The organism is Pseudomonas sp. WHRI 8519, from assembly GCF_040224055.2.
Classification (GTDB): Bacteria; Pseudomonadota; Gammaproteobacteria; order Pseudomonadales; family Pseudomonadaceae; genus Aquipseudomonas; species Aquipseudomonas putida_X.
Genome location: NZ_CP167996.1, coordinates 3,322,476 through 3,340,610, shown reverse-complemented (window position 1 = coordinate 3,340,610; position 18,135 = coordinate 3,322,476). Strand labels below are relative to the sequence as shown.

Sequence of the window (18,135 nt, the reverse complement as noted above, 5' to 3'; positions counted from 1 at the left end):
TTGATGATCGAGGTGATCTACTGACCTTGATCCTGCGGGCGCGGACTGATGGCCAACAGCAACTCATCGGCGGGGCAGCCATACAGGTCGGCCAAGCGCAGCAGCTTAGTGACCGAGAGCCCGACCTCACCACGCTCGAGACGCGACACGGCTTCACTGGAGATCCCCAGGTGTTCGCTCACCTTCGCCTGGGTCAGATCTCGGGCGCGACGGTACTCCGTCAGCTAGCGACCAATGTGATGTGGGCTAGGCTCTTACACGGGCAACGGGGCACTCTCCTTTTCGACGCATGTGGTCGACCAGCCACCCAAAGATATGAACGACCTGAAAGGTTTGCTGCCAACCCTATGAGGCGTATCACCAGAAATACCTGTAAGACCCGCCCGTCACTACGGAGGCAAGCCCTTGCACGGATCAAACCAGCGTCAGACGGATGCGCTCGCGATCAAGGCCTACGAGTTGTTCATGGCCACCCACCTGGAACCCGACAATGCCGAGGCGCGCGCCACGTTGATCGCTTGGGTTCAGGAGAGCCCGGAGCACTGGCAGGCGTTCCTTGCCCTGGACCAGTACTTGGCAGAGGTGTCGCACGTGTTACAGGGCGATGGGGAAGGGAGGTCCCGGCGGAGCTGAAGAGTGCCCGATAGCCTGGATTGCCCGCCGGGCAAGGCGTACGGACCCCAGAGGTATCGCGCGGCGGGCGCTCGTTCCACTGAGTATCACCTGATCAACTGGCGTTGCGTGGGGCTTTCTTGCCGCCCCCCTTGCGCCCGGAACCAGCGTTTTCCTGCGCCTTTTCACGCATGGACACCGACGCCAGGCGGTGCGGCAGGATGCCGATGCGTCGAGCCTCCACCTTGAAGGTCACCCGCGCGTTGTCCTCGCTGTCCTCCCATTCCTCTTTGACCGTGCGGCCCTCGACCAGGATGCGCATGCCTTTCTGGTACAAGGTGCTCCAGTGCTCGGCGTCGCGATGCCACAGCTCGACCGGGGCCCAGTAGCCGCCGCGGTCCTCGTAACCGCCTTCGCGCGGCACCGGGTTGTCGAAGTAGACGTTCAACCGCAGCAAGCGCCGCGGTTCATCCGGGTTGGTGTTGAACTCCTGATATTCCGGCACGCTGCCGATGTTGCCTTCGCCAACAAATAACGTACTCATGGGGCTACTCCTCGGTGGGGGAACAGGTAAGGGCGTGTTCGGCGGCCTCGAGCTTGCTGACACCGCTGCTGGCTTGGCGATACAGCGATTGCAGGCTGCTCATCTGCAGGTTCAGCACCACGCGGTTGGTCTCCAGTTGGTACAGTGCCTGCCGCAGTTCCGGGTGCAGGTACGGATGAACCACCGCTGTCTGCCACACCTGCACGCCCATGCGCTGAAAGTCAGGACTGCGCCAGCGCAGGAAATCGGTACCCGTCGCGCTGTGCTGGATGACCAGTCGTAGGTCCAGCAACACGAACGGCGGTTGCGCCATGATTGCCAGCATCACCCCCATCAATTCGGCGACCTGGGTGCGCAGGCGCAGGATCGTGTCGGCGAATTGCTGCAGCTCCCCCTTACCCTTAAAAGGCTTTAAAAGGCCTTTTAGGGAGGCACCTTGTGCGAACCCGCGATAGGCATCCGTCGATAAGCGTCGGGCAATCGCCTCAGCCAAAGTCATGCCTCACCCCCTTCGTCCGAGACATCCGGAAGAAGTGGGGGCTCGCCCTCCAGCGATTCAGCCGGCTCAGTTACAGAGCCCGCGCTGGTGCGCACAATCGGAGGCGCGAACTGGGAGCGGCGGGTGCCTTCCAGAATGTCCATGGGCGGCGTGCCAAATTTCTCGAGGGCTTCACGGGCTCGGGCGTTGTTGGCGGCCATATCCCCCCGAGTGACGCCCGCCAGGCGGTAGTTCTGGGCCAGGCCGAGCAGGCTGCGCAGGTGATGGGCGCCGCCATCGATCCAGCTTTCCATGTCGACCCGGCCGATCAGCGCGGTGTGGTGGGCGAGCAGCACACGACGGACCAGGGTGTCGTAATCGGTGAGCAGGTAGACCGCGAGAAAACCGAGCTGGCTGCCGATGTACAGCGGTAGGGTCACCGGGTGGATGTTGAGGTTGTCACCGATATCGACCTGGGTGGGCAGGTCGCGCTCCACCTGGCTGACCTGTTGGACCAAATTGCGTATCTCGGCCTTGGTCTGCAGCAGCTTTTCTTCCAACTGCAGCATGAACCAGTCGGCGTACGGGTCATCCTGACTGCTGGCTTGCTTGAGCAGATTGGTGACGGCGATGTAGCCAGGCATGCCGAGGATGGGATGCACGCCCTCGCGGCGGGAGCGGCCCTGCCACAGCCGCGCCGCATGATGGGTGTGCAGGGTCAGGGTGATGCTGCTGCGCAGAGACCCCAGGTTGAGTTGGTAGTGATCGGCCATCGCCTGTACCTCGCCGTCGGAATGACGCCGACGATGGGCTGGCCCAGGTAGTCCTCCTAGCATCAACACGAAGATGATCAGGTCGCATTTTTCCGGCTGTGGACGTCTCTGGAAATGATTGCAGAGGCATTGATTCCACTGAGGTCCACCCTACGTCGGCGCACTGACCCCGCGACAGCGTTGCTTCAGTTCCTCGAGGCAGGAAAGGGCCAGGGGCGAGACAGTACGTTGGCCGCTGCGGCGCGGTGGTTCGCTGCGTGGCTGTGGCATGGGTTCGGACTTCGCCGCCCGCGAAGGGGGGAGCGCCGAGGTCGACGCATCAGTGCGGGCGGCCCACAAGGTGAATTCGCCCTGGCAAGCGCGTTTGATCAAACCCATCAGGTAGGCGACCGGTTTGCGGATCTCTCCGCGGGCGCAGCGCACCGCTGCTTCGTTGATTACCGCTTGTTGCTGTTCCGGCTCGAGCTGACGCATCGCCTGGGAGGCCATGCGTCGCTCGGTCGGGTTTAGCGGTAAGTCTTCAGGCCATCGCGCTAGTCCAAATTCCACCTGCCCCAGTACCGTACTTTTTTTGCTTTTGTCTTTCTGTACTGTACGGCCAGCGTCGGCATTCCGAACGTCAGCCGAAACCGGCGCTTTGTCGCGAGATTCGGAATCGGTGGGGGCAGCGCGAGAATCCCGAACGGGGTGGCGCCCGCCTGGTTCGGAATTCTCCGCATTGCCACACATCAGCGGCAGCGTCTGCTGTTGCACCGGTGGCACTGCGGCGACTAGCCGGTCCTTGTCGACCTGGGCCACCTGCGTATCGGCCTGGATTTCTTCAATGACGTGCTTCGTGACATCCCGTACGCCTTTGGTGGCATGGCCAAGGTTCTGTTGCAGCAGTGTCGCGTAGCCGTTGTCGAGTTCGAGCTGCTCGGCCGGGGTCAACGGATCGCCGTGCAGCACGTAGATACAGCCGCGCAGGCAGCCCTGAGCATCACGTGAGCGGTCGACCAGGCTGAGCCAGCGTGTGGTCCGCAAGACGTTGAGCGCGCGCGCAATAGTTTCGCGCGAGGCTTGGGTGCCGCAGGGGCTGGTGGCCAGATACGGTTGCAGGTCTTGGTAGCGCGGGGTTCTGACCTTGCGCTCGGTGATGAGCCAGCGCAACACCTGCCAGGTATTGCGTTCCAGGGGGGTCAGTCGGCGATCCAGCAGCAGCGCCATCGGCAGCGGATTGTTGTCGCCGTAGTAGATGGTGCGCAGCGCTGGCGTCTCATCGGCCTCGGCCAGCTTGTCCTGCGCCGCTTGCCACTCGATCCGCCGGCGTAGTGCGTCGTAGCACTGACGCACCACGTCTTGCCAGTCGACTTCGTAGAAACTCAGCACGGTGCACCTCCGTACAGTTCGACCTGCTGCCAGACCAGGGTGAGGGTGATATGTTGTTCCTCGGCCAGCATCATCATCGTGTCCAGCGGGTCATTGTCAGGATCCTCCGCCCGCAGCTGGCTCCATCGGTTCCACACCGCATGCTCTTGGGCTTCGCTAAGTTGAACCGGTCGGCCGCGGTGGGTCTCGATCTTCAGCACGCGCCGGCGCAAGGCGGTTTCCGAATGGTCCAGACCAAAGCACCGGTACATGATGTTGGAGCTCGCTCCGAGCTTAAGTGCCCGGTTGATCAGCCGCTCGTTCTGCTCTTCACGTTCGGCCTGGGCAATGAGGCGACGCAGCACCGTGGTATCAACTTTTACTTCGACCCAGGCGATCGACGAATGCGCCAGGTGCGAAAGGGTGGACGGCGGCAGCGACTGCAGCACCTCGATGTCCTCATCGGCCAGCCCCAAAGCTTTGCAGCGCTGCAGCCGGCCATGGCGCAGCTCATGCAGCACCTGGTTCAACATCGCATGGTTCAACAGATTGAAGGTCGTGCTCATGAGGCAGTTCCTCACGTTAGCGAGTGGTCGACAGCGTCAACTCAATGAGCTGCCGGGCGTGGCGAATCAGTGCGAACAACTGCTCGAGTTGCGCGTCGGGGAGCCGCTCGAGGCCCACCGTTAGGGCCGGGCGTTCGGCAAAGGGGAGATCATAGGCACCGATTAGCAGTTGTCCGAACAGTGCTGCGGGCAACTGCTGACGTTCTTTCCAGCTCACGTCGTCCTGCAGCCGTAGCAGCGCGGAAAGCAGCAACTGAACGCCGGTATGCCGCGCACTCATCTGTTCGCCGTGTTCGGGTGCCAATGTGAAACCCAAACCATCCGCGTGAGGACTGACCATGGCAGTTGCATCGGCGAAGGTGGCGAGCTCCGACGCGAGCGCGGCGCAGCGCTCACGCAAGGCGTTGAGGTCATCCTCTGCCAAAATCTGGAGTGGCGCCGAGTCCACCGGTACCTGAACAAGTTCAGGGTCGTCCGATCTTTCGTCGAACGGCGGTTCGTCACTGAGTGCTTGGCGGATGTGGGGAAGACGTGGCGCTTGCAACGGGGTGGTGTCGCCGCCGCTTTCGCCCTGATCTGGGCTGGGCGACTCTGTCGCTGATTTGCGGACGTCGTCGATGGCCGATGACTGCGGCGGTGCATCGGTTGGTAGATCCTGGAGCAGGGGCCGGGCGGGACTCGACTTAAGTGGCGAAGGTTGGTGTTCTTGGTGCAACTCCAGGGCCAGCAGTCGAGGTGTCTGCTTGAGGATCACCGACATTCTGGCCAGCAGGTCGTCCTGCAACTCCCCCGCGTCCAGCTCGGGCTTATCACCGTCATACATCGACAGTACTTCGAGCCAGAGTTGTACGAACTGTAAAGCGTCGCCGAAATGCTGGTTCCAAATTGACTCCGCCCGACGTTGCAAGCTGATGAGCCGGGCAATGGTGGGTTTACCGAGGCCGGCGTAAAGTACCTGCGGAATAGCAGGCAGCAGGTACTCAAGCGTGTCGAACATACGGCTAATATGCGATTGTGAGATCGGGTAGCCGCCTTGGCTCAGGCGTAAAGAAAGCTCGCGCTGACTCAGTGACTCAGTTGGTCCTTGAAGCATGCCCTGCAGTTGCGCCACCGCCAGCGCCCGCTCAATGAAGGTGAGCTGGCCATGCAGATCGCTTTCGGCCAAGTGCCCGAGCAATGTATGGGCCTCGGACTGCCAGGGCCGGAACAGGCAGTGGATGCGGAAAAACCGTTCTTCGCGGGTTTCTTGCCAGAGTTCGCCAAGGATACTCAGGCGCGTGTTGCCACCGTTGCGGATGATGAAGTGCGGTTCGTTAGGGCGGCGTGTGATGGACGGCGGCTGGTCCAGCCCGCGTTCGCGGATCGAAGCCTTGATGTCGTCGTAGAGAGGGTTGCGAACCACACGTGGGTTCAGCTCATACGGGCGCAGTTGCTCGAGGCTGACCACCATCGGGGTATCGGCGATCGGTACGGACGAAACCTCGCGGCCGGGAGCTTGAGGAAAATGCGCCTGCTGCAGCTGACGCGTAATATCTTCGGATGTTGGCGGCTTCATTACCCATCCTCCGTTTAGCCGCGACGGACCAGTTCGTGCCCGACAACTGAGTTTTGGCCTGGCAGGTGTGCTTCCAAAGCAAGCAGCTGCTCGGTCCACTGAGGGAAGAGCTCGACGGCCAGTGCACGCATCACCCGGGCAGCGCAAGGACTGCGGCTACCAGAAGGTGGCGTAGGTTCCACTCGGTGCACAGGAAGCCCCAGCGAGGCCGCATTGGTGTAGGCCACGCGGTCGGGAATCGTCGTGTTGCAAAGGCTGACATGCGGATCGGCTTGGAAGGCAGCTTGCAGGCTCTGCATGATCAAGCGAGTGTCGCGGCGATTGGCATTGACCTGGTTGAGCAGTAACTTTACCGACGGCAAAGTGACGCCTAGGTAGCGGTAGGGCTCCAACTCTTCAAATAGACCCAGGGTGCCACGGCGTAACTCGCGTGCAGCGAGCATTTCCGGCGGGACCGGACACAACGCACAGTCGGTGGCAAGGATCACCATTTCGACCACCACGCTGCGGGCACCTTGAGTGTCGATGATCAACACATCGTACTCATCTTCGAAGGCTGACAGCAGGTTGCGCAGCCGCAGGCGGCCATCGGCCGCATGTAAGAGCAGGGTGCTGATGTGTCCCGCACGGTCGTTGGACACGATCAGGTCCAGGTGTTGAATGACGGTGGCGGAAATCACTAACTCAGGCGTTGTGAGCCCCTGCGCAATGAGTTCGTAACTGCCTGCTTCACGGGGCAAGCGCAAAGCGTAGTAACTCGACAGCGTCGGCTGGCTGTCCAGGTCCAACAGCAACACACGAATGCCAGCATCGGCAAGTAATCCACCCAGGTTGGCGGCGACGGTGGTCTTGCCCGCTCCGCCTTTGGTTGAGATCAGCGAAAGAACGTCCATGATCAGCTCCCGCAGGACAGCCGGTCCTGGACCCACTGCTCGATTTCCAGCGAATCCCAGCCGACAGCGCGGGTGCCGATGCGGCGACACTGCGGGAACTGGCCCGCCTTCATCAGGTTGTAGATGTGCGAGCGCTTGAAGCCGGTTTTCTGTTCCACCTCATCGCGGCGCATGATGTGGCGGTCTGCAGACACAGGGGCAGGGCTGGTCGATTGCATGATGTCACTCCTTAGCACCAGGTGGTGCGCGGTGGGAAGTGACGTTCAGTCAACAGCCGATGTCAGTAAAAGTCATTGCCTGGCAATTGTTTGGATTGCCAGGCAGTCACGTGTCATGACTGCTGCATCTGGGCGAGCCGCCGTCGAGCTTCAGCAAATTTCCGATCAAGGGTACGTTTGCTTAGACCTGGGGTCTCCGGAAACTGCAGAGTGATCGCGTCGACGATCGCTGACTGATTCCCGTAAATGGACTGTGGTTGACCATTTTTCGATCTGCCCAATGTAACTGAAAGGATGGAACCGATGATCGTATACAGCACTGTTGCTTGTGCCTCAGATGGATTTTCGATAGCGTCGATATGAGTGGGTGAAGTTACATGGTTGCCATGGCTTTCAGAGGGTCTCGTGACCAGTGTCGAAAACTCTTTGCGTAGTTTTGCAAGCTCTCGGTCGCTCGCATCTAATTCTGCCTTGAGCTCCAAGTAAGCACCGAGACTGATGCCGCAGTGTTGAGCGTTTTTATTTGGAGAGGCAAGGATTGACGATCCGCCAGGAGGGTGTTTGAGTATTGACTGTAAATATGTGGAAGTTGCCTTGGTTTTTAGGCTTTCGCTAGCATTGTCGTGGCTTATTGTTGGCGTGGCAAGGTGTAAATCAAACACCTGGCTAGAGCTGCCTGGGCCTCGCACCTGCTCGAAATAAATCTGTATAAATGGTCGTTGAAGTGAAAGCTCAAACAGGCTGTTGAAGTCGGGCCGCGCAGTTTTCGCCATGCCTCTTTTGAGCGCAGGCCAAGTCAGGATCCAACGGGTGGGGTGGTACAGTGATATGGCGAGGTTCATGGTCTAACTCCTGTGCCAAGGGCAATTCCATGCCTGTGTCCGTAGTGGTGATTATCCCTTGTGTTTGATTGCTTATATTTGAATCATATATGTTAGGCGATTTTTTTGAGTGAGCTAATAGTGTAGCTCTATTCTATCGATTTGCTGCAGTTATCGAGGCAGGTCAAGCTACATTGGGGTCTAATATAATCCTGGGTTTTTACGTGCTGTACTTACAGTTTCGTTTTTAGAGTCTGAATTAGTCAGGTATGGCGCTCACTCGGGCAGTAGGCTGAGAGATCCGCAGGCAGGAATCCAGTCATATGATAGAACGTGGAGTACGGTGTTCTCGAGGATTACAGTTTCGAGTCAGTCTTGTGCGACAAGCTTGAGGCTTGGCCGGCGTGCCGGCGAGCTACATCGCTGCGCGCACTGGGACAAGAGAAGTGGTGTGGGCGATACCCAATGCTGCCGCCAGAGGTAGCATTATGAAGTTGGCATTACTGAGTGTGGCGGCGGTACTGTGGTGTTGGAGTGCTGCGCTGGCTTCGGAGCATGAGCAGTTGGCAGATTTCGGTGAGGGGCGGGGTTGACGTTCAAGGCGCGGAATGACTATTTCAATTGTGAGCAGCGCGACCGAGGTGCGACCCAGAGCTATGGTGAAGAGTGGGAGCAAGGTTTCATCGGTACATTCCAGTCCGGGTTTACCACAGGTACGTTGGGCCTTGATGCGCTGAGCCTGTCTGGGTTACTTCAAGGTACCGGCGATGGCCGCACTGCGGTGGTGGAGCGCGTTTGTTGGAGCAGTGCAGCAGTGGCGCTAAATCGGCTTATAGGTCGATGGAGGACGTGGTCAAACTACGGGACTCCAATACGACGTTGAAATTATGTGACCAGATCGTTAATACACCGTTTTTGGACATGTCCGATAGCCGGTTATTACCTGAAACCGTGTAAGGGTTGTTGATCACCAGCAACGAAATCCCTAGGTCGGAGTTGCAGCGCGGTAATCTCACTGAACTCAAGCTGCATAATGACGGTACCACGACAACTGTGGTCTGACTGGCATCAACCTGTTCGGTGCAGTCTATGACTTCAATGCCCAGGTCCAGGCTGGTCTCTACCAGTCTAATGTGGACGTCCACTGGCGCATGACTTATGGCATGCTGGCCTGGTCTGGACCGTGCTCCTGAGCGATGCGCAGTCGTTGAAGTTCGACGCGAACTTGTAGCGCCCTCAGCAAGGGGGAGGAGCGGGGCGGCGAACTGGGCAACCGCATCTGGAACTAAGAGGCTTCCAACAAGACCTGAGCCCACAAGCTCATGCTGGAGCAACAGTAAGTCCGTGACACAGGGAACTTCCGCTACCGAATCGAGGGCAACAGCGCCATTTACGTCGCCAACTCCAGCCGGTATTCCGATTTCATTTACGAAGGCGCAAAGTCTTGGCAGGTGCGTTACGGGCCGAACGTGCCTTCCCCTACGGTATACTGGGCTTGGAGCTCATGGTGCGTTACATCAGAGGCATCGATTTCACGGCGGCAACTGAGCGAGACGGCATGGGATGGGAAAGGGATATGGAGTTGCGTTACGTCGTGCAGTTAGGACCTGCAAGATCTGAGTTTTCGCGTGTGCAATGCGATATACCGCAGCTCGGATCGAGGAGGAGATCTCAACGAAATGGTGATAACTACTGAATGGCCGATGAGGGTGTTTTAGTTCTGGGGTCTTAGTCATTTAACTTGATTTTTTTTGGTACGACTCCCGAGGTTCCCTTTGGCTGGGCCCCATCAATACTCCCTAGAGCCAAGCACAATGACTTTTTAAGTTGGTTTTGTGGAGCAAGAGCGTTTGTTGAGTGCTTGAATACAAATGTCATTATGTTTGGGTAGGTTTCTGCTGTGGATCACCGAAGGCTAGCGTTCCGCCCTTAAGCTTTTATTGCGATGGCTGAGTTTAGTTGGGCCTGGGACGCTTCCTCAGCCAGTCGAGATTACAGAGGTGAGGGCGTGCTTGAACGTTTCCACCATATGGTCGATTTCTTTTAGAGTTACTATATAAGGTGGTGCGAACATAACCGTATCACCGTTCTGGCCATCGACAGCTCCGTTACCACTATGAAACAAGACTCCTAACTCCTTCGCATGACCTACAACACGTTCTGCAAATTGCGACTTGCGTGAATAGGCGGCCTTGCTCCGTTTATCACTGACCAGTTCCACGCCCCAGAGAAGGCCTCGGCCGCGTATGGCACCTATGCTCGGGTGTTGGCTCAGTGTCGCCAGCTTGGCTTCGAGATACCGACCAAGCATGTTGACCGACTGTAATGTCTGGTTCTCTTGAATGTACCTCAACACTGCGTGACCAGTGGCGGCCAGCAGCGGGTGGCCTGTGAATGACTCGCTGTGCAGGAATGTACTGTTTGCCGCCTGAAGCACATCATGTACACGCTGTGCAATTAACAGCCCCCCTATCGGTACGAAGCCTCCCCCCAAACCTTTACCAACGGTAATGATGTCCGGGCATATGCCACTTTCATCAATGCCGAACCAATCCCCGGACCGGCCAACGCCGCTCACGACCTCATCCACGATTAGTAAAACGTCGTAGGTGTCACAAATCTGCCGCACCCGACGCAGATAATCTGGGGGGGAGACAAGAGCTCCCAATGGTGCCCCGGCGATGGGTTCGACGATGATTGCCGAAACGTTCTCTGCACCTAGTTCCTCGATTGCTGCTTCGAACTCCTGCGCACACGCCAATACGTATGTCCTGTCGTCAATACCCCCAGTTTTGCGATACAGGTCAGGAGGCGAGACCTGAGGTGCATCGAGCAGGTAAGGAGCAAAAGGTTTTCGCCTCGCTTGGGAGCCGGTAAGGGACAGCGCTCCGAGTGTGCTGCCATGATAGCTGTGCCGTCTGGACAGTACCTTGATCTTGTTGCTCGAACCGCGGCTCAAATGGTACTGCCGGGCAAGTTTTAGCGCCGCTTCGTTAGCCGTGGAGCCCGATGTGGTTAACATCGCATGGCTGATCCCCTTAGGTGCAATGTTTACTATCTCTTTGCAGAACTGCTCTTGGGAGTCAGAGGTGAAATGTGAGTTGTGAGCAAAGCTCAGGCGCTCCATCTGCCGGCTTATTGTTTGAGTCACCTGATCGTTGCAATGTCCTAAAATGGCAACGAAACCGCTGCTGGAGGCGTCGAGGTAGCGTTTCCCGGTATGATCCACAATCCAGCAATCCTTGGCCGTTACTGCGCGTGGTCGGATCGTTTTGGCGAGTGGAGCGTGGAAAACCGCGCTGGTGAGTTCTTCCATAGATCAGAGCACCTTTAGGGTTTTGTGCGAAGAAATGTCAGATGTCTTCCAATGCCAGCTGGAGTGCAAAGGAGCTGTCAATGTGCTGAGCGAAATCAAGGTTTCCCTTTTTGATCTGGCCTGCCTCGACGAGAAAATCAGCTTGTAGCTTTAGGCTGCGGATCACACCGCTGTCACGATCCCCAGGTGTACCCAGCCATTGCGGCGTTACCATCTCGCGCGGTGTAATAGGTTGGAACGTTTCCACATACTGCCGGGTAAGCTCGGGCGATAGGCGAAGGTAGTCTGAAAAGGCAGTGATTAACTTTGCCTGCTCATTTTTGTATAGTTTGGTCGTGCGGTTGAAGTCTCTCAGGTACTTTAGTAGCAAGTCAGGGTGCTTTGCCTTGAACTCATTTGTGACAATGATGCCATCAAACATGATAAGATCTTGACTTTTCAAGTCACCAATGATTGTCACGACAACCCCATCGTCTTTGACTAGCTGGCCCATCACAGGGTGCCAGACAAAAGCAGCATCTAGGCTCTTGGATGCCCAGGCAGAGGCTAGGGCATCGGGTTTTAGGTTGATCAGATGAACATCAGTGGCGGCGATGTTTGCCTCTTTTAACGTGGCAAGTAAGCCGAGGTGAGAACTTGTGTTAAAGGGTACGCCAATGCGTTTGCCTCTTAGGTCTGACGCTGTTTTAATGTCAGAATTTTTCCTGATGATCAAACCTTCACTGGAAGTGATTTCACGCTGCAAATAAACTAGGGAAAAATCAAGTTTGTTGGCAACCGTTGTAATAAAAGGGCTGGAAGCAATTGAACAGGTGTCCAAAGCACCCGAAACCATGGCGCTGATAAATTCTGGGGCGCTCTGTAGCGCATGGAAGGTAACCTTCGGGACACCCAGTTCGGATTGTAACGATCCTGTTATTTTTTCAAAGGTCTGGGGAGTGGCGTTATTAAAGTGTCCCAGTCGCATTGCTGCTGTGTCGGCAGCTAGCACGTTGGGAATCACGCTGGCAAGGCCGCCAATGGCCAAAACGTTGCGTGCTAATAAATTGAAGTCGCGACGTGAATACTTTTTCGTTATAACCATATACCACCTTCTGATTGTGGAGGGGTGCCGTCCTTTTTTGGTGGTCTGGCTTAGTAATCTTAGCGGATTATCCGAGTATCTCACCGGCTCTTCAACTGAGATTTATACATCTTGCCTGAATAAAATTCATGTCATAATGCATTCCTGGCAGACCTCCATGAGACACCCCATGAATGAATTGCTCCGCTTGCCATCTCTAACCGCCTTGCGTGCCTTTTACGCGACTGCACGCTTGGGCAGCATGAAGGAGGCCGCATCGTATCTATTCGTGACCCCATCATCCGTTAGCCATCAGATCCGTAATCTTGAAGAGGAATTGCGGACGGAACTTTTTGAAAGGGGCTTTAGGTCTTTAAAACTGACTGATAAAGGAAGAGTTCTGTTTGATGCTCTTCATCAGGCATTTCGACAAATTTCAACTGGCATCGAGCGTATTAGTCAGCAGGCTACACCCGCCGTACTGAATGTCTATACATCACCGCTCTTTGCCGCTAAATGGTTGTTACCACGACTCTCAGATTTTGAAGTGGCGCACCCTCAGATTCCGATTCGGGTCGAAACCACCCAAACTGTGGATTTGACCCACGGTAACCCTGACGTGATTCTTAGGTATTCCAATAGCGTGCCGGACGAAACGAGTAACGCTATCCACCCGCTTATTGATGTCACATTGATCCCAGTTTGTTCCCCCGATTTTTTTGAGCGTAATCCAATCAAAAGCCTTTATCAACTCAGCCAAGCAGTATTACTTCATGATGAGGGGGCGAACAAAGATAATTGGCTCATGGGTTGGCAAGAGTTTTTTTCTCGAGTGGGTCTCCAGCAGGTGGGGGGCGGACTCCAAGGCAAGTACTTCAGCAACACCTACATCGCAATGGAGTCTGCTTTGGCAAGTCAGGGGTGGGTCTTGGCGATCGAAGGGTTGGTAAGACAGGATATTCTCAGTGGACGTTTGGTTAATCCACTCGACATTAAGGTGGAAACGGAAGCTAAGTATTGGCTTCATGTGCATAATCGATTGGCCTGCCGTCCTGAGGTAGATTTATTCTGTACGTGGATCCATCAGTACTGCATAGCCGAAGCACATACAGGCTTCGTCCCAACGTGAGGTACATGTGGCTCATCCAAAAGCAATGATCGGTCCATTTGCCCATATTGGTACGACTTTATATTTTCAGTGGCCTGGCTCATTCGCGGCTGCTCGGACTTATAGAGACCAGCCTCATGGGAACTAGTGCTCTTGGCGTAACGGTTGGACTCACTGTGTTTTCGGGCGTTGCGTTCAGCTTTGACACTACTGAGACAAAGGTGTTCGCTTGGTTGGCCTGTCCATCTTGACGGGGCGTTGTAACAATCGACTTGATGTGGCTTGAAGATTGGCCAGGGCGGGTAACGGTCGATCAAGTTGTGGATTACCGATGCTTTTAAATTCGTTTTTCTTGGAGCAAGCGAACAGCTTGGCGTCCGCGCGGAGCGTCACTTGGAGGCTGAGCGGTTTATCCTGACTTTCAGTCCTGTACGTTTTCAGCGCTAGCCACCTGTAATATTTGTCAGGCGGCTTTCCATTGATGCTTGAGTGGTGAGGGGCGTTTCATAGGAACGGAGTGCTCGGGAGAGGGGGAAAGAATCAAGTTATATTCCGCGATTAGTCACTGGAACCGCCGGAAAATGCGAGTCTGCTCCGTCGTTGCCCAGGAATAATATTCCACCGCCATGCCGATACCCATTCGTAATTTGCACGAGGTGTAGGCCGAGGTATTCAGTCTCGGTGGTCACCCGCAAGCAGATCAAGGACCAGAACCTCACCAGCCTGACAGAGATAATGGACAAGACGACGGGCGTTACCCACTCGCGTGCCTCGCAAACAGCGGGTTCATCCCTTGGTAATGACAGCAACTTCTATTCACGTGGTTTAAAGGTCAATAACATCCAGATCGACTGTGGCCCCCTGGATACCGTCATGGTCGGGTTCGGTTCCGTCAGTCAACTCGACATGGCGCAGTTCGACCATGTCGAGTTTCTGCGGGGCGTGGATGGCTTGTATTCGGGGCCCGGAGATCCAGGCGGTAGGATCAACCTGGTACGCAAGCGTGCACTGGACCATATAGTGCAACCGTCAAGGGCGGACTCACCTGTTCGAACAGCACCACGACGTGGTGTTCGGCGCCGACTACCAGAAATTCAATGCCTGGACCGTGCAACGCACCAGTCAGTTCGTCGGCACCCCGGTGAATGTCATTGATCCACAGCTGCCAGACGAAGGACCAACCTACCCGCCCAAAGATGATTATACGTGCTACGCTCCTTGCGGTCCGCGAGGAGTTGAGTTGCCGGCGTCATGACCTTGTTCGGGTGCAAAGGCAATCGCTGAAGCGTTTGGTGAGCGCTGACTTCAATTACCACGCGGTGCCGGGGAACCTGATACGTCTTGTCGGTTTTCGGCTGGCGATTGTGCCGTCTCTGACGGTAAGTCCTCAAGTGCCGCAGTCAGCGCAACCGGCTTCAATAGTCACGTTTCGGACGCCTCGCTGACCTTTGTGTGCGGAGTCCTAGAAATGCGCATCCTTACCCTGAGGAACGCTTCGCGTCACATACCCGAGGCAGGAGTCGTATGCGGTAGGTCCGCACGTACGGATCTGGGCGGGAGACGGCAGGTAACTGCCGTTCCTGCTGCGACCGATGAGCAGGGAAACAAAACGCCGAGGCGCAAGCGCCCCAGCGTTGGCGCGAAACACACTCGTCGTTAACCGCCTTGGATTGATCTAAACACCAGCAGATCTTCGATGCCAAATTTGCCGTTCTCGCGACCGAAGCCAGAGTCTTTCCAGCCACCGAATGGCGTCGCCAGGTTCTGAGGTGCGCCGTTAATGACCACTTGGCCAGTCTGCAGTTGTTCTGCCACTTTGTTTGCTCGATTCAGATCGCGCGACCAGACCGCACCAGAGAGGCCGTACTTGGTGGAGTTGGCGATTTCGATCGCTTCTTCCTCGGAATCGTATGGAAGCAGGCAAACGACCGGGCCGAAGACCTCTTGTTGAGCGATCTCAGACCCAGCGTCGATGTTGCTCACAATAGTGGGAGCAACGAAGTACCCACTCTCGAAACCAGCAACGGGCAGGTCACCTGTCGAGCGAATTTCAGCTCCGGAGTCGACCGCATGCTGGATCATGCGCTGTACATGGCGGAACTGCTTTTCGTTGGCGACGGGGCCTAATCGAGTTTCCGGCTGGCAAGGGTCCCCGAGCTTCCACTGCTTGGCTTCGCTCAAGTAGCGCTCGGTTATTTCACCAACGAGTTTACGTGGAGCAATAATCCTCGACTGACTGACGCAGGTCTGACCCGAGTTGGCCAGCGACATGCGTACGATGTGAGGCATGGCTGCATCGAGGTCGGCATCTTCCAGCACCACTGCCGCTGACTTTCCGCCAAGCTCTAGGGTCAGGCGTTTAAGGCTTTCAGCCGCCTTGGCCATGATGGCCTTGCCAACAGGCGAGGAGCCCGTAAAGCTTACGTGGTTGATGTCAGGGTGAGTGACCAGATACTCACCTACGTCAGCCCCGCCCCAGACCATATTGAACACCCCCGCCGGCAGCGAAGTCTCGGCCACGCATTCGGCAAAGATCTCACCAACACCAGGGCTCACTTCACTGGGTTTGAGCACCACCGAACAGCCTGCGGCTATTACGGCTGCGACCTTGGCGACGATCTGATGCAGTGGGAAGTTCCACGGTGTCAGAGCTGCTACAACGCCCGCACCCACGCGCTGAACGCGGCCGTTGCCGACGGTCTCTTCCCAGGTGATCTGATCGATGCCTTCGATGGCTAGTTCGATTCCCTTGGTGGCCATACCCAACTGCATGCTTTGACCCAGGAATTTCGGGCAACCGATCTCAAGTGCCAATGCTTCAGCGATGTCTTCACTGCGAGCAGAGAGTGCAGTAGAGAGCTCGGCGAGCGCTTTTTTTCGATCTGAAAGCGAACTTCGGCTCCAAATGCGCTGGCCTTGTTTCGCACTGGAAATGGCAATATCCACGTCTGCGAGCGAAGAGAAGGTAACTCGGCCCACAACACGACCGAGCACGGGTGAGACCACGTCATAGCCGGTGTCACCAGAGCAGCGCGAAGCGCTGCCTTGGCTGAAGAACTTGTTGTATTCGATCATGAGAATACGGCCTTCAGGGGGTTGGCTGGGGTGTTAGGGGCAACAACGCCACCAAGCGGCTGCAGACGCAGCAGATGCCATGGGCTTGGCATGACCCCGACTTTTACTTCGATCATCAAAGGGCCATCCTTGGTGATCGATTCGCTGACCGCTTTGCCCAGGTCGGCTGGGTTGTCTACCGAAACGAAGTCAACACCAAAGGATTGAGCCAGCAGACCGAAATCAGGGTTGGCCAGTTCTACCGCCACTTCAGCGCCAAACTGACGTTTCTGGATCGCACGAACATTGCCGTAGTGGCCGTCGTTGAAAACGATCAGAGTGATCGGCAGGTTGTAACGGTTAGCGGTAGCCAGTTCCTGGAGGTTCCAACCGAAGCCGCCGTCACCGGTAATCGATACGACGCGACGGCCATCGCCTCCAACCGCAGCGCCCAAGGCAACCGGGAACCCGTAGCCGAGAGTGCCTTGGTAGCCTGGGCCAATGTAGGTGCGAGGCTCATATACTGGGAAGGCGATACGCGCCAAGTAACCAATCTGAGTCAGTTCGTTTACGAAGATCGCGTCGTCAGGCATGGCGTTGCGCAGTTGTGTGACATAGCTTGCCTGCGGTTGGATTTCCTCGATTTGCTGGGAAGCCCATTCTTTGACGGACAGGGCTTGTTCATTGGTCAGCGCTTTACGAGCTTTGACCAGGTTAGCAATCGCGGGAACTACATCACCCACATCAGCTTCAATTGCGACGCTAGGGGTGCGAGGTGCCGTCATGTCATCGGCGTCGATGTTGACGAAGATGAACTTGGCTTTATCCATCGGCCAGGATGTGTCGGGGCTCAACACGTCCATGAAGCGGCTGCCCAGCACTACCACCAGATCCGCATATTCGAACACAGCACGGCCGGCGAGCGAGTTCATTGCGAGAGGGTGACGATCGCTGATGGCGCCTCGACCGTTGTCGCTCATTACCACTGGGGCGCCGATTTTTTCGGCCAGGGCCAGCAGGCCTTTACGGGAAGCGGTGGAAAGCGATCCACCGCCAGCGTAGATCACTGGCAATTTGGCGTTGTTGATCAGGGCCGCGGCGTTGTCGATCAGCGTCTGATCCAGCTTGGGGGCAGCCAGGGTCGGCACCGCTGGAACTGCATCAGGCAGATCGTAGCTTTCTTGAAGGAAGTCGTGAGGAACTTCAACCCCCACTGGACGCGGGCGACCTTTGTTGATCTGCGCGAACGCCTCATCCACTGCACCGGGGATGTCTTCGCCTTTTTTAACAAGGGTGTTCCACTTGGTCAAACCCGCTACGAAGCCCGTCTGGTCTTTGATCTCGTGGAGTAGGCCGTAGCCTTTGCCGATGCCTTTGGAGCAGATCTGTCCCGTTAGGAACATGACTTTAGAGTTGGAGGCATAAGCGGTCGACAGGCCTGCGCCGGCGTTAAGAGCCCCAGGGCCTGGCACCACCATCGCGGTACCGACTTTGCCAGAGGCACGGAAGTAACCGTCTGCCATGTAGGTCGTGGTCTGCTCGTGGCGCGGAACGAACAGCTTCACCTCGCCATGCTTCTGGCGCAAGGCGTCTACGGCCCAGTCGAGTTGAATGCCAGGGATCATGAAGAGATCCTTGACGCCGTTACGAATCAGGCTTTCCGTAAAGATCATCCCACCAGTCTTTTTCATTGCAAGGCACTCTCTAAATAGTGATTGTTTTAAGGTTGCGAGTTTTGTGGAAGCGTATAAAGCAGCTTCCATTTGGAACTCTTAGAGGCCTAGTGG

The 18,135-nt window shown here is 56.5% G+C and carries 20 protein-coding genes; 6 read left to right on the top strand and 14 right to left on the bottom strand.

The features are described 5' to 3' along the window. Positions 1-17 precede the first annotated feature (17 nt). A complete protein-coding gene (locus tag ABRP30_RS15280; RefSeq protein WP_372490319.1) occupies positions 18-182 on the bottom strand; it encodes a helix-turn-helix domain-containing protein in 165 nt (54 codons plus the stop codon). Between the two features lie 223 nt (positions 183-405). Here ABRP30_RS15280 and ABRP30_RS15275 point away from each other — a divergent pair, with 223 nt between their 5' ends. Beyond that, positions 406-633 (top strand): hypothetical protein, encoded by a 228-nt coding sequence (locus tag ABRP30_RS15275; protein WP_349975826.1) that lies wholly within the window; start codon positions 406-408, stop codon positions 631-633. A 94-nt stretch (positions 634-727) separates the two neighbouring features. Here the strand turns inward: ABRP30_RS15275 and ABRP30_RS15270 are convergent, their stop codons facing one another. From ABRP30_RS15270 to ABRP30_RS15230, 9 genes are all read right to left on the bottom strand, one after another. Then, entirely contained in the window at positions 728-1,156 is a 429-nt protein-coding gene (locus ABRP30_RS15270; protein ID WP_349975827.1) for a single-stranded DNA-binding protein, read from the bottom strand. A 4-nt stretch (positions 1,157-1,160) separates the two neighbouring features. Beyond that, on the bottom strand, positions 1,161-1,655 hold the full coding sequence (locus ABRP30_RS15265; RefSeq protein WP_349975828.1) for a DUF3158 family protein: 495 nt from the start codon (positions 1,653-1,655) through the stop codon (positions 1,161-1,163). Further along, positions 1,652-2,407: a PFL_4669 family integrating conjugative element protein gene (locus ABRP30_RS15260; RefSeq protein ID WP_349975829.1), complete on the bottom strand. Its 756-nt coding sequence runs from the start codon at positions 2,405-2,407 to the stop codon at positions 1,652-1,654. The genes ABRP30_RS15265 and ABRP30_RS15260 overlap by 4 nt, the downstream gene beginning before the upstream one ends. 150 nt (positions 2,408-2,557) lie before the next feature. Beyond that, positions 2,558-3,775, bottom strand: coding sequence for an STY4528 family pathogenicity island replication protein (locus ABRP30_RS15255; protein WP_349975830.1), 1,218 nt, complete (start codon positions 3,773-3,775; stop codon positions 2,558-2,560). Beyond that, positions 3,769-4,320: a DUF2857 domain-containing protein gene (locus ABRP30_RS15250; RefSeq protein WP_349975831.1), complete on the bottom strand. Its 552-nt coding sequence runs from the start codon at positions 4,318-4,320 to the stop codon at positions 3,769-3,771. The genes ABRP30_RS15255 and ABRP30_RS15250 overlap by 7 nt, the downstream gene beginning before the upstream one ends. 16 nt (positions 4,321-4,336) lie before the next feature. Beyond that, entirely contained in the window at positions 4,337-5,875 is a 1,539-nt protein-coding gene (locus tag ABRP30_RS15245) for a ParB family protein (RefSeq protein ID WP_349975832.1), read from the bottom strand. Positions 5,876-5,889: 14 nt separating this feature from the next. Continuing rightward, the gene (locus ABRP30_RS15240; RefSeq protein ID WP_349975833.1) at positions 5,890-6,768 is read right to left on the bottom strand and encodes a ParA family protein; all 879 of its coding nucleotides are present in this window, start codon (positions 6,766-6,768) and stop codon (positions 5,890-5,892) included. A gap of 2 nt (positions 6,769-6,770) precedes the next feature. Further along, complete coding sequence (locus ABRP30_RS15235) at positions 6,771-6,986, bottom strand: AlpA family transcriptional regulator (protein WP_349975834.1); 216 nt, start codon at positions 6,984-6,986, stop codon at positions 6,771-6,773. A gap of 113 nt (positions 6,987-7,099) precedes the next feature. Continuing rightward, the gene (locus ABRP30_RS15230) at positions 7,100-7,828 is read right to left on the bottom strand and encodes a hypothetical protein (protein ID WP_349975835.1); all 729 of its coding nucleotides are present in this window, start codon (positions 7,826-7,828) and stop codon (positions 7,100-7,102) included. 568 nt (positions 7,829-8,396) lie between these two features. Here ABRP30_RS15230 and ABRP30_RS15225 point away from each other — a divergent pair. The 3 genes from ABRP30_RS15225 to ABRP30_RS15215 all read left to right on the top strand — a co-directional run bounded on the left by ABRP30_RS15225 (position 8,397) and on the right by ABRP30_RS15215 (position 9,503). Beyond that, positions 8,397-8,690, top strand: a complete 294-nt coding sequence (locus ABRP30_RS15225; RefSeq protein WP_372490318.1) for an OprD family outer membrane porin — start codon at positions 8,397-8,399, stop codon at positions 8,688-8,690. Beyond that, complete coding sequence (locus tag ABRP30_RS15220; RefSeq protein ID WP_372490317.1) at positions 8,648-8,764, top strand: OprD family outer membrane porin; 117 nt, start codon at positions 8,648-8,650, stop codon at positions 8,762-8,764. The genes ABRP30_RS15225 and ABRP30_RS15220 overlap by 43 nt, the downstream gene beginning before the upstream one ends. Positions 8,765-9,311: 547 nt before the next feature. Then, positions 9,312-9,503 (top strand): OprD family outer membrane porin, encoded by a 192-nt coding sequence (locus ABRP30_RS15215; protein WP_372490316.1) that lies wholly within the window; start codon positions 9,312-9,314, stop codon positions 9,501-9,503. 282 nt (positions 9,504-9,785) lie between these two features. On the opposite strand, the gene ABRP30_RS15210 is transcribed toward ABRP30_RS15215, so the two are convergent. Continuing rightward, the gene (locus ABRP30_RS15210; RefSeq protein ID WP_349975838.1) at positions 9,786-11,123 is read right to left on the bottom strand and encodes an aminotransferase class III-fold pyridoxal phosphate-dependent enzyme; all 1,338 of its coding nucleotides are present in this window, start codon (positions 11,121-11,123) and stop codon (positions 9,786-9,788) included. A 37-nt stretch (positions 11,124-11,160) separates the two neighbouring features. Next, complete coding sequence (locus ABRP30_RS15205; protein WP_349975839.1) at positions 11,161-12,207, bottom strand: PhnD/SsuA/transferrin family substrate-binding protein; 1,047 nt, start codon at positions 12,205-12,207, stop codon at positions 11,161-11,163. A gap of 169 nt (positions 12,208-12,376) precedes the next feature. Between ABRP30_RS15205 and ABRP30_RS15200 the strand changes: the two genes are divergently transcribed. Together ABRP30_RS15200 and ABRP30_RS15195 are read left to right on the top strand one after the other, a co-directional pair. Then, entirely contained in the window at positions 12,377-13,315 is a 939-nt protein-coding gene (locus ABRP30_RS15200) for a LysR family transcriptional regulator (protein ID WP_349975840.1), read from the top strand. 660 nt (positions 13,316-13,975) lie between these two features. Further along, positions 13,976-14,449 carry a TonB-dependent receptor plug domain-containing protein gene (locus tag ABRP30_RS15195; RefSeq protein WP_349975841.1) on the top strand — a complete coding sequence of 158 codons (474 nt, stop codon included), beginning with the start codon at positions 13,976-13,978 and terminating at the stop codon, positions 14,447-14,449. A gap of 501 nt (positions 14,450-14,950) precedes the next feature. Here the strand turns inward: ABRP30_RS15195 and ABRP30_RS15190 are convergent. Beyond that, positions 14,951-16,369 carry an aldehyde dehydrogenase family protein gene (locus tag ABRP30_RS15190; RefSeq protein ID WP_349975842.1) on the bottom strand — a complete coding sequence of 473 codons (1,419 nt, stop codon included), beginning with the start codon at positions 16,367-16,369 and terminating at the stop codon, positions 14,951-14,953. Beyond that, positions 16,366-18,111 (bottom strand): thiamine pyrophosphate-dependent enzyme, encoded by a 1,746-nt coding sequence (locus ABRP30_RS15185; RefSeq protein WP_349975843.1) that lies wholly within the window; start codon positions 18,109-18,111, stop codon positions 16,366-16,368. The genes ABRP30_RS15190 and ABRP30_RS15185 overlap by 4 nt, the downstream gene beginning before the upstream one ends. Positions 18,112-18,135: the final 24 nt, after the last annotated feature.

What these genes read in the sequence shown, in the direction of transcription:
- ABRP30_RS15185 (WP_349975843.1), bottom strand. Translation starts at nt 18,111, where the DNA reads ATGGAAGCTGCTTTATACGCTTCCACAAAACTCGCAACCTTAAAACAA.
- ABRP30_RS15250 (WP_349975831.1), bottom strand. Translation starts at nt 4,320, where the DNA reads ATGAGCACGACCTTCAATCTGTTGAACCATGCGATGTTGAACCAGGTG.
- ABRP30_RS15235 (WP_349975834.1), bottom strand. Translation starts at nt 6,986, where the DNA reads ATGCAATCGACCAGCCCTGCCCCTGTGTCTGCAGACCGCCACATCATG.
- ABRP30_RS15205 (WP_349975839.1), bottom strand. Translation starts at nt 12,207, where the DNA reads ATGGTTATAACGAAAAAGTATTCACGTCGCGACTTCAATTTATTAGCA.
- ABRP30_RS15200 (WP_349975840.1), top strand. Translation starts at nt 12,377, where the DNA reads ATGAATGAATTGCTCCGCTTGCCATCTCTAACCGCCTTGCGTGCCTTT.
- ABRP30_RS15230 (WP_349975835.1), bottom strand. Translation starts at nt 7,828, where the DNA reads ATGAACCTCGCCATATCACTGTACCACCCCACCCGTTGGATCCTGACT.
- ABRP30_RS15245 (WP_349975832.1), bottom strand. Translation starts at nt 5,875, where the DNA reads ATGAAGCCGCCAACATCCGAAGATATTACGCGTCAGCTGCAGCAGGCG.
- ABRP30_RS15260 (WP_349975829.1), bottom strand. Translation starts at nt 2,407, where the DNA reads ATGGCCGATCACTACCAACTCAACCTGGGGTCTCTGCGCAGCAGCATC.
- ABRP30_RS15265 (WP_349975828.1), bottom strand. Translation starts at nt 1,655, where the DNA reads ATGACTTTGGCTGAGGCGATTGCCCGACGCTTATCGACGGATGCCTAT.
- ABRP30_RS15215 (WP_372490316.1), top strand. Translation starts at nt 9,312, where the DNA reads ATGGTGCGTTACATCAGAGGCATCGATTTCACGGCGGCAACTGAGCGA.
- ABRP30_RS15270 (WP_349975827.1), bottom strand. Translation starts at nt 1,156, where the DNA reads ATGAGTACGTTATTTGTTGGCGAAGGCAACATCGGCAGCGTGCCGGAA.
- ABRP30_RS15240 (WP_349975833.1), bottom strand. Translation starts at nt 6,768, where the DNA reads ATGGACGTTCTTTCGCTGATCTCAACCAAAGGCGGAGCGGGCAAGACC.
- ABRP30_RS15220 (WP_372490317.1), top strand. Translation starts at nt 8,648, where the DNA reads ATGGAGGACGTGGTCAAACTACGGGACTCCAATACGACGTTGAAATTA.
- ABRP30_RS15210 (WP_349975838.1), bottom strand. Translation starts at nt 11,123, where the DNA reads ATGGAAGAACTCACCAGCGCGGTTTTCCACGCTCCACTCGCCAAAACG.
- ABRP30_RS15190 (WP_349975842.1), bottom strand. Translation starts at nt 16,369, where the DNA reads ATGATCGAATACAACAAGTTCTTCAGCCAAGGCAGCGCTTCGCGCTGC.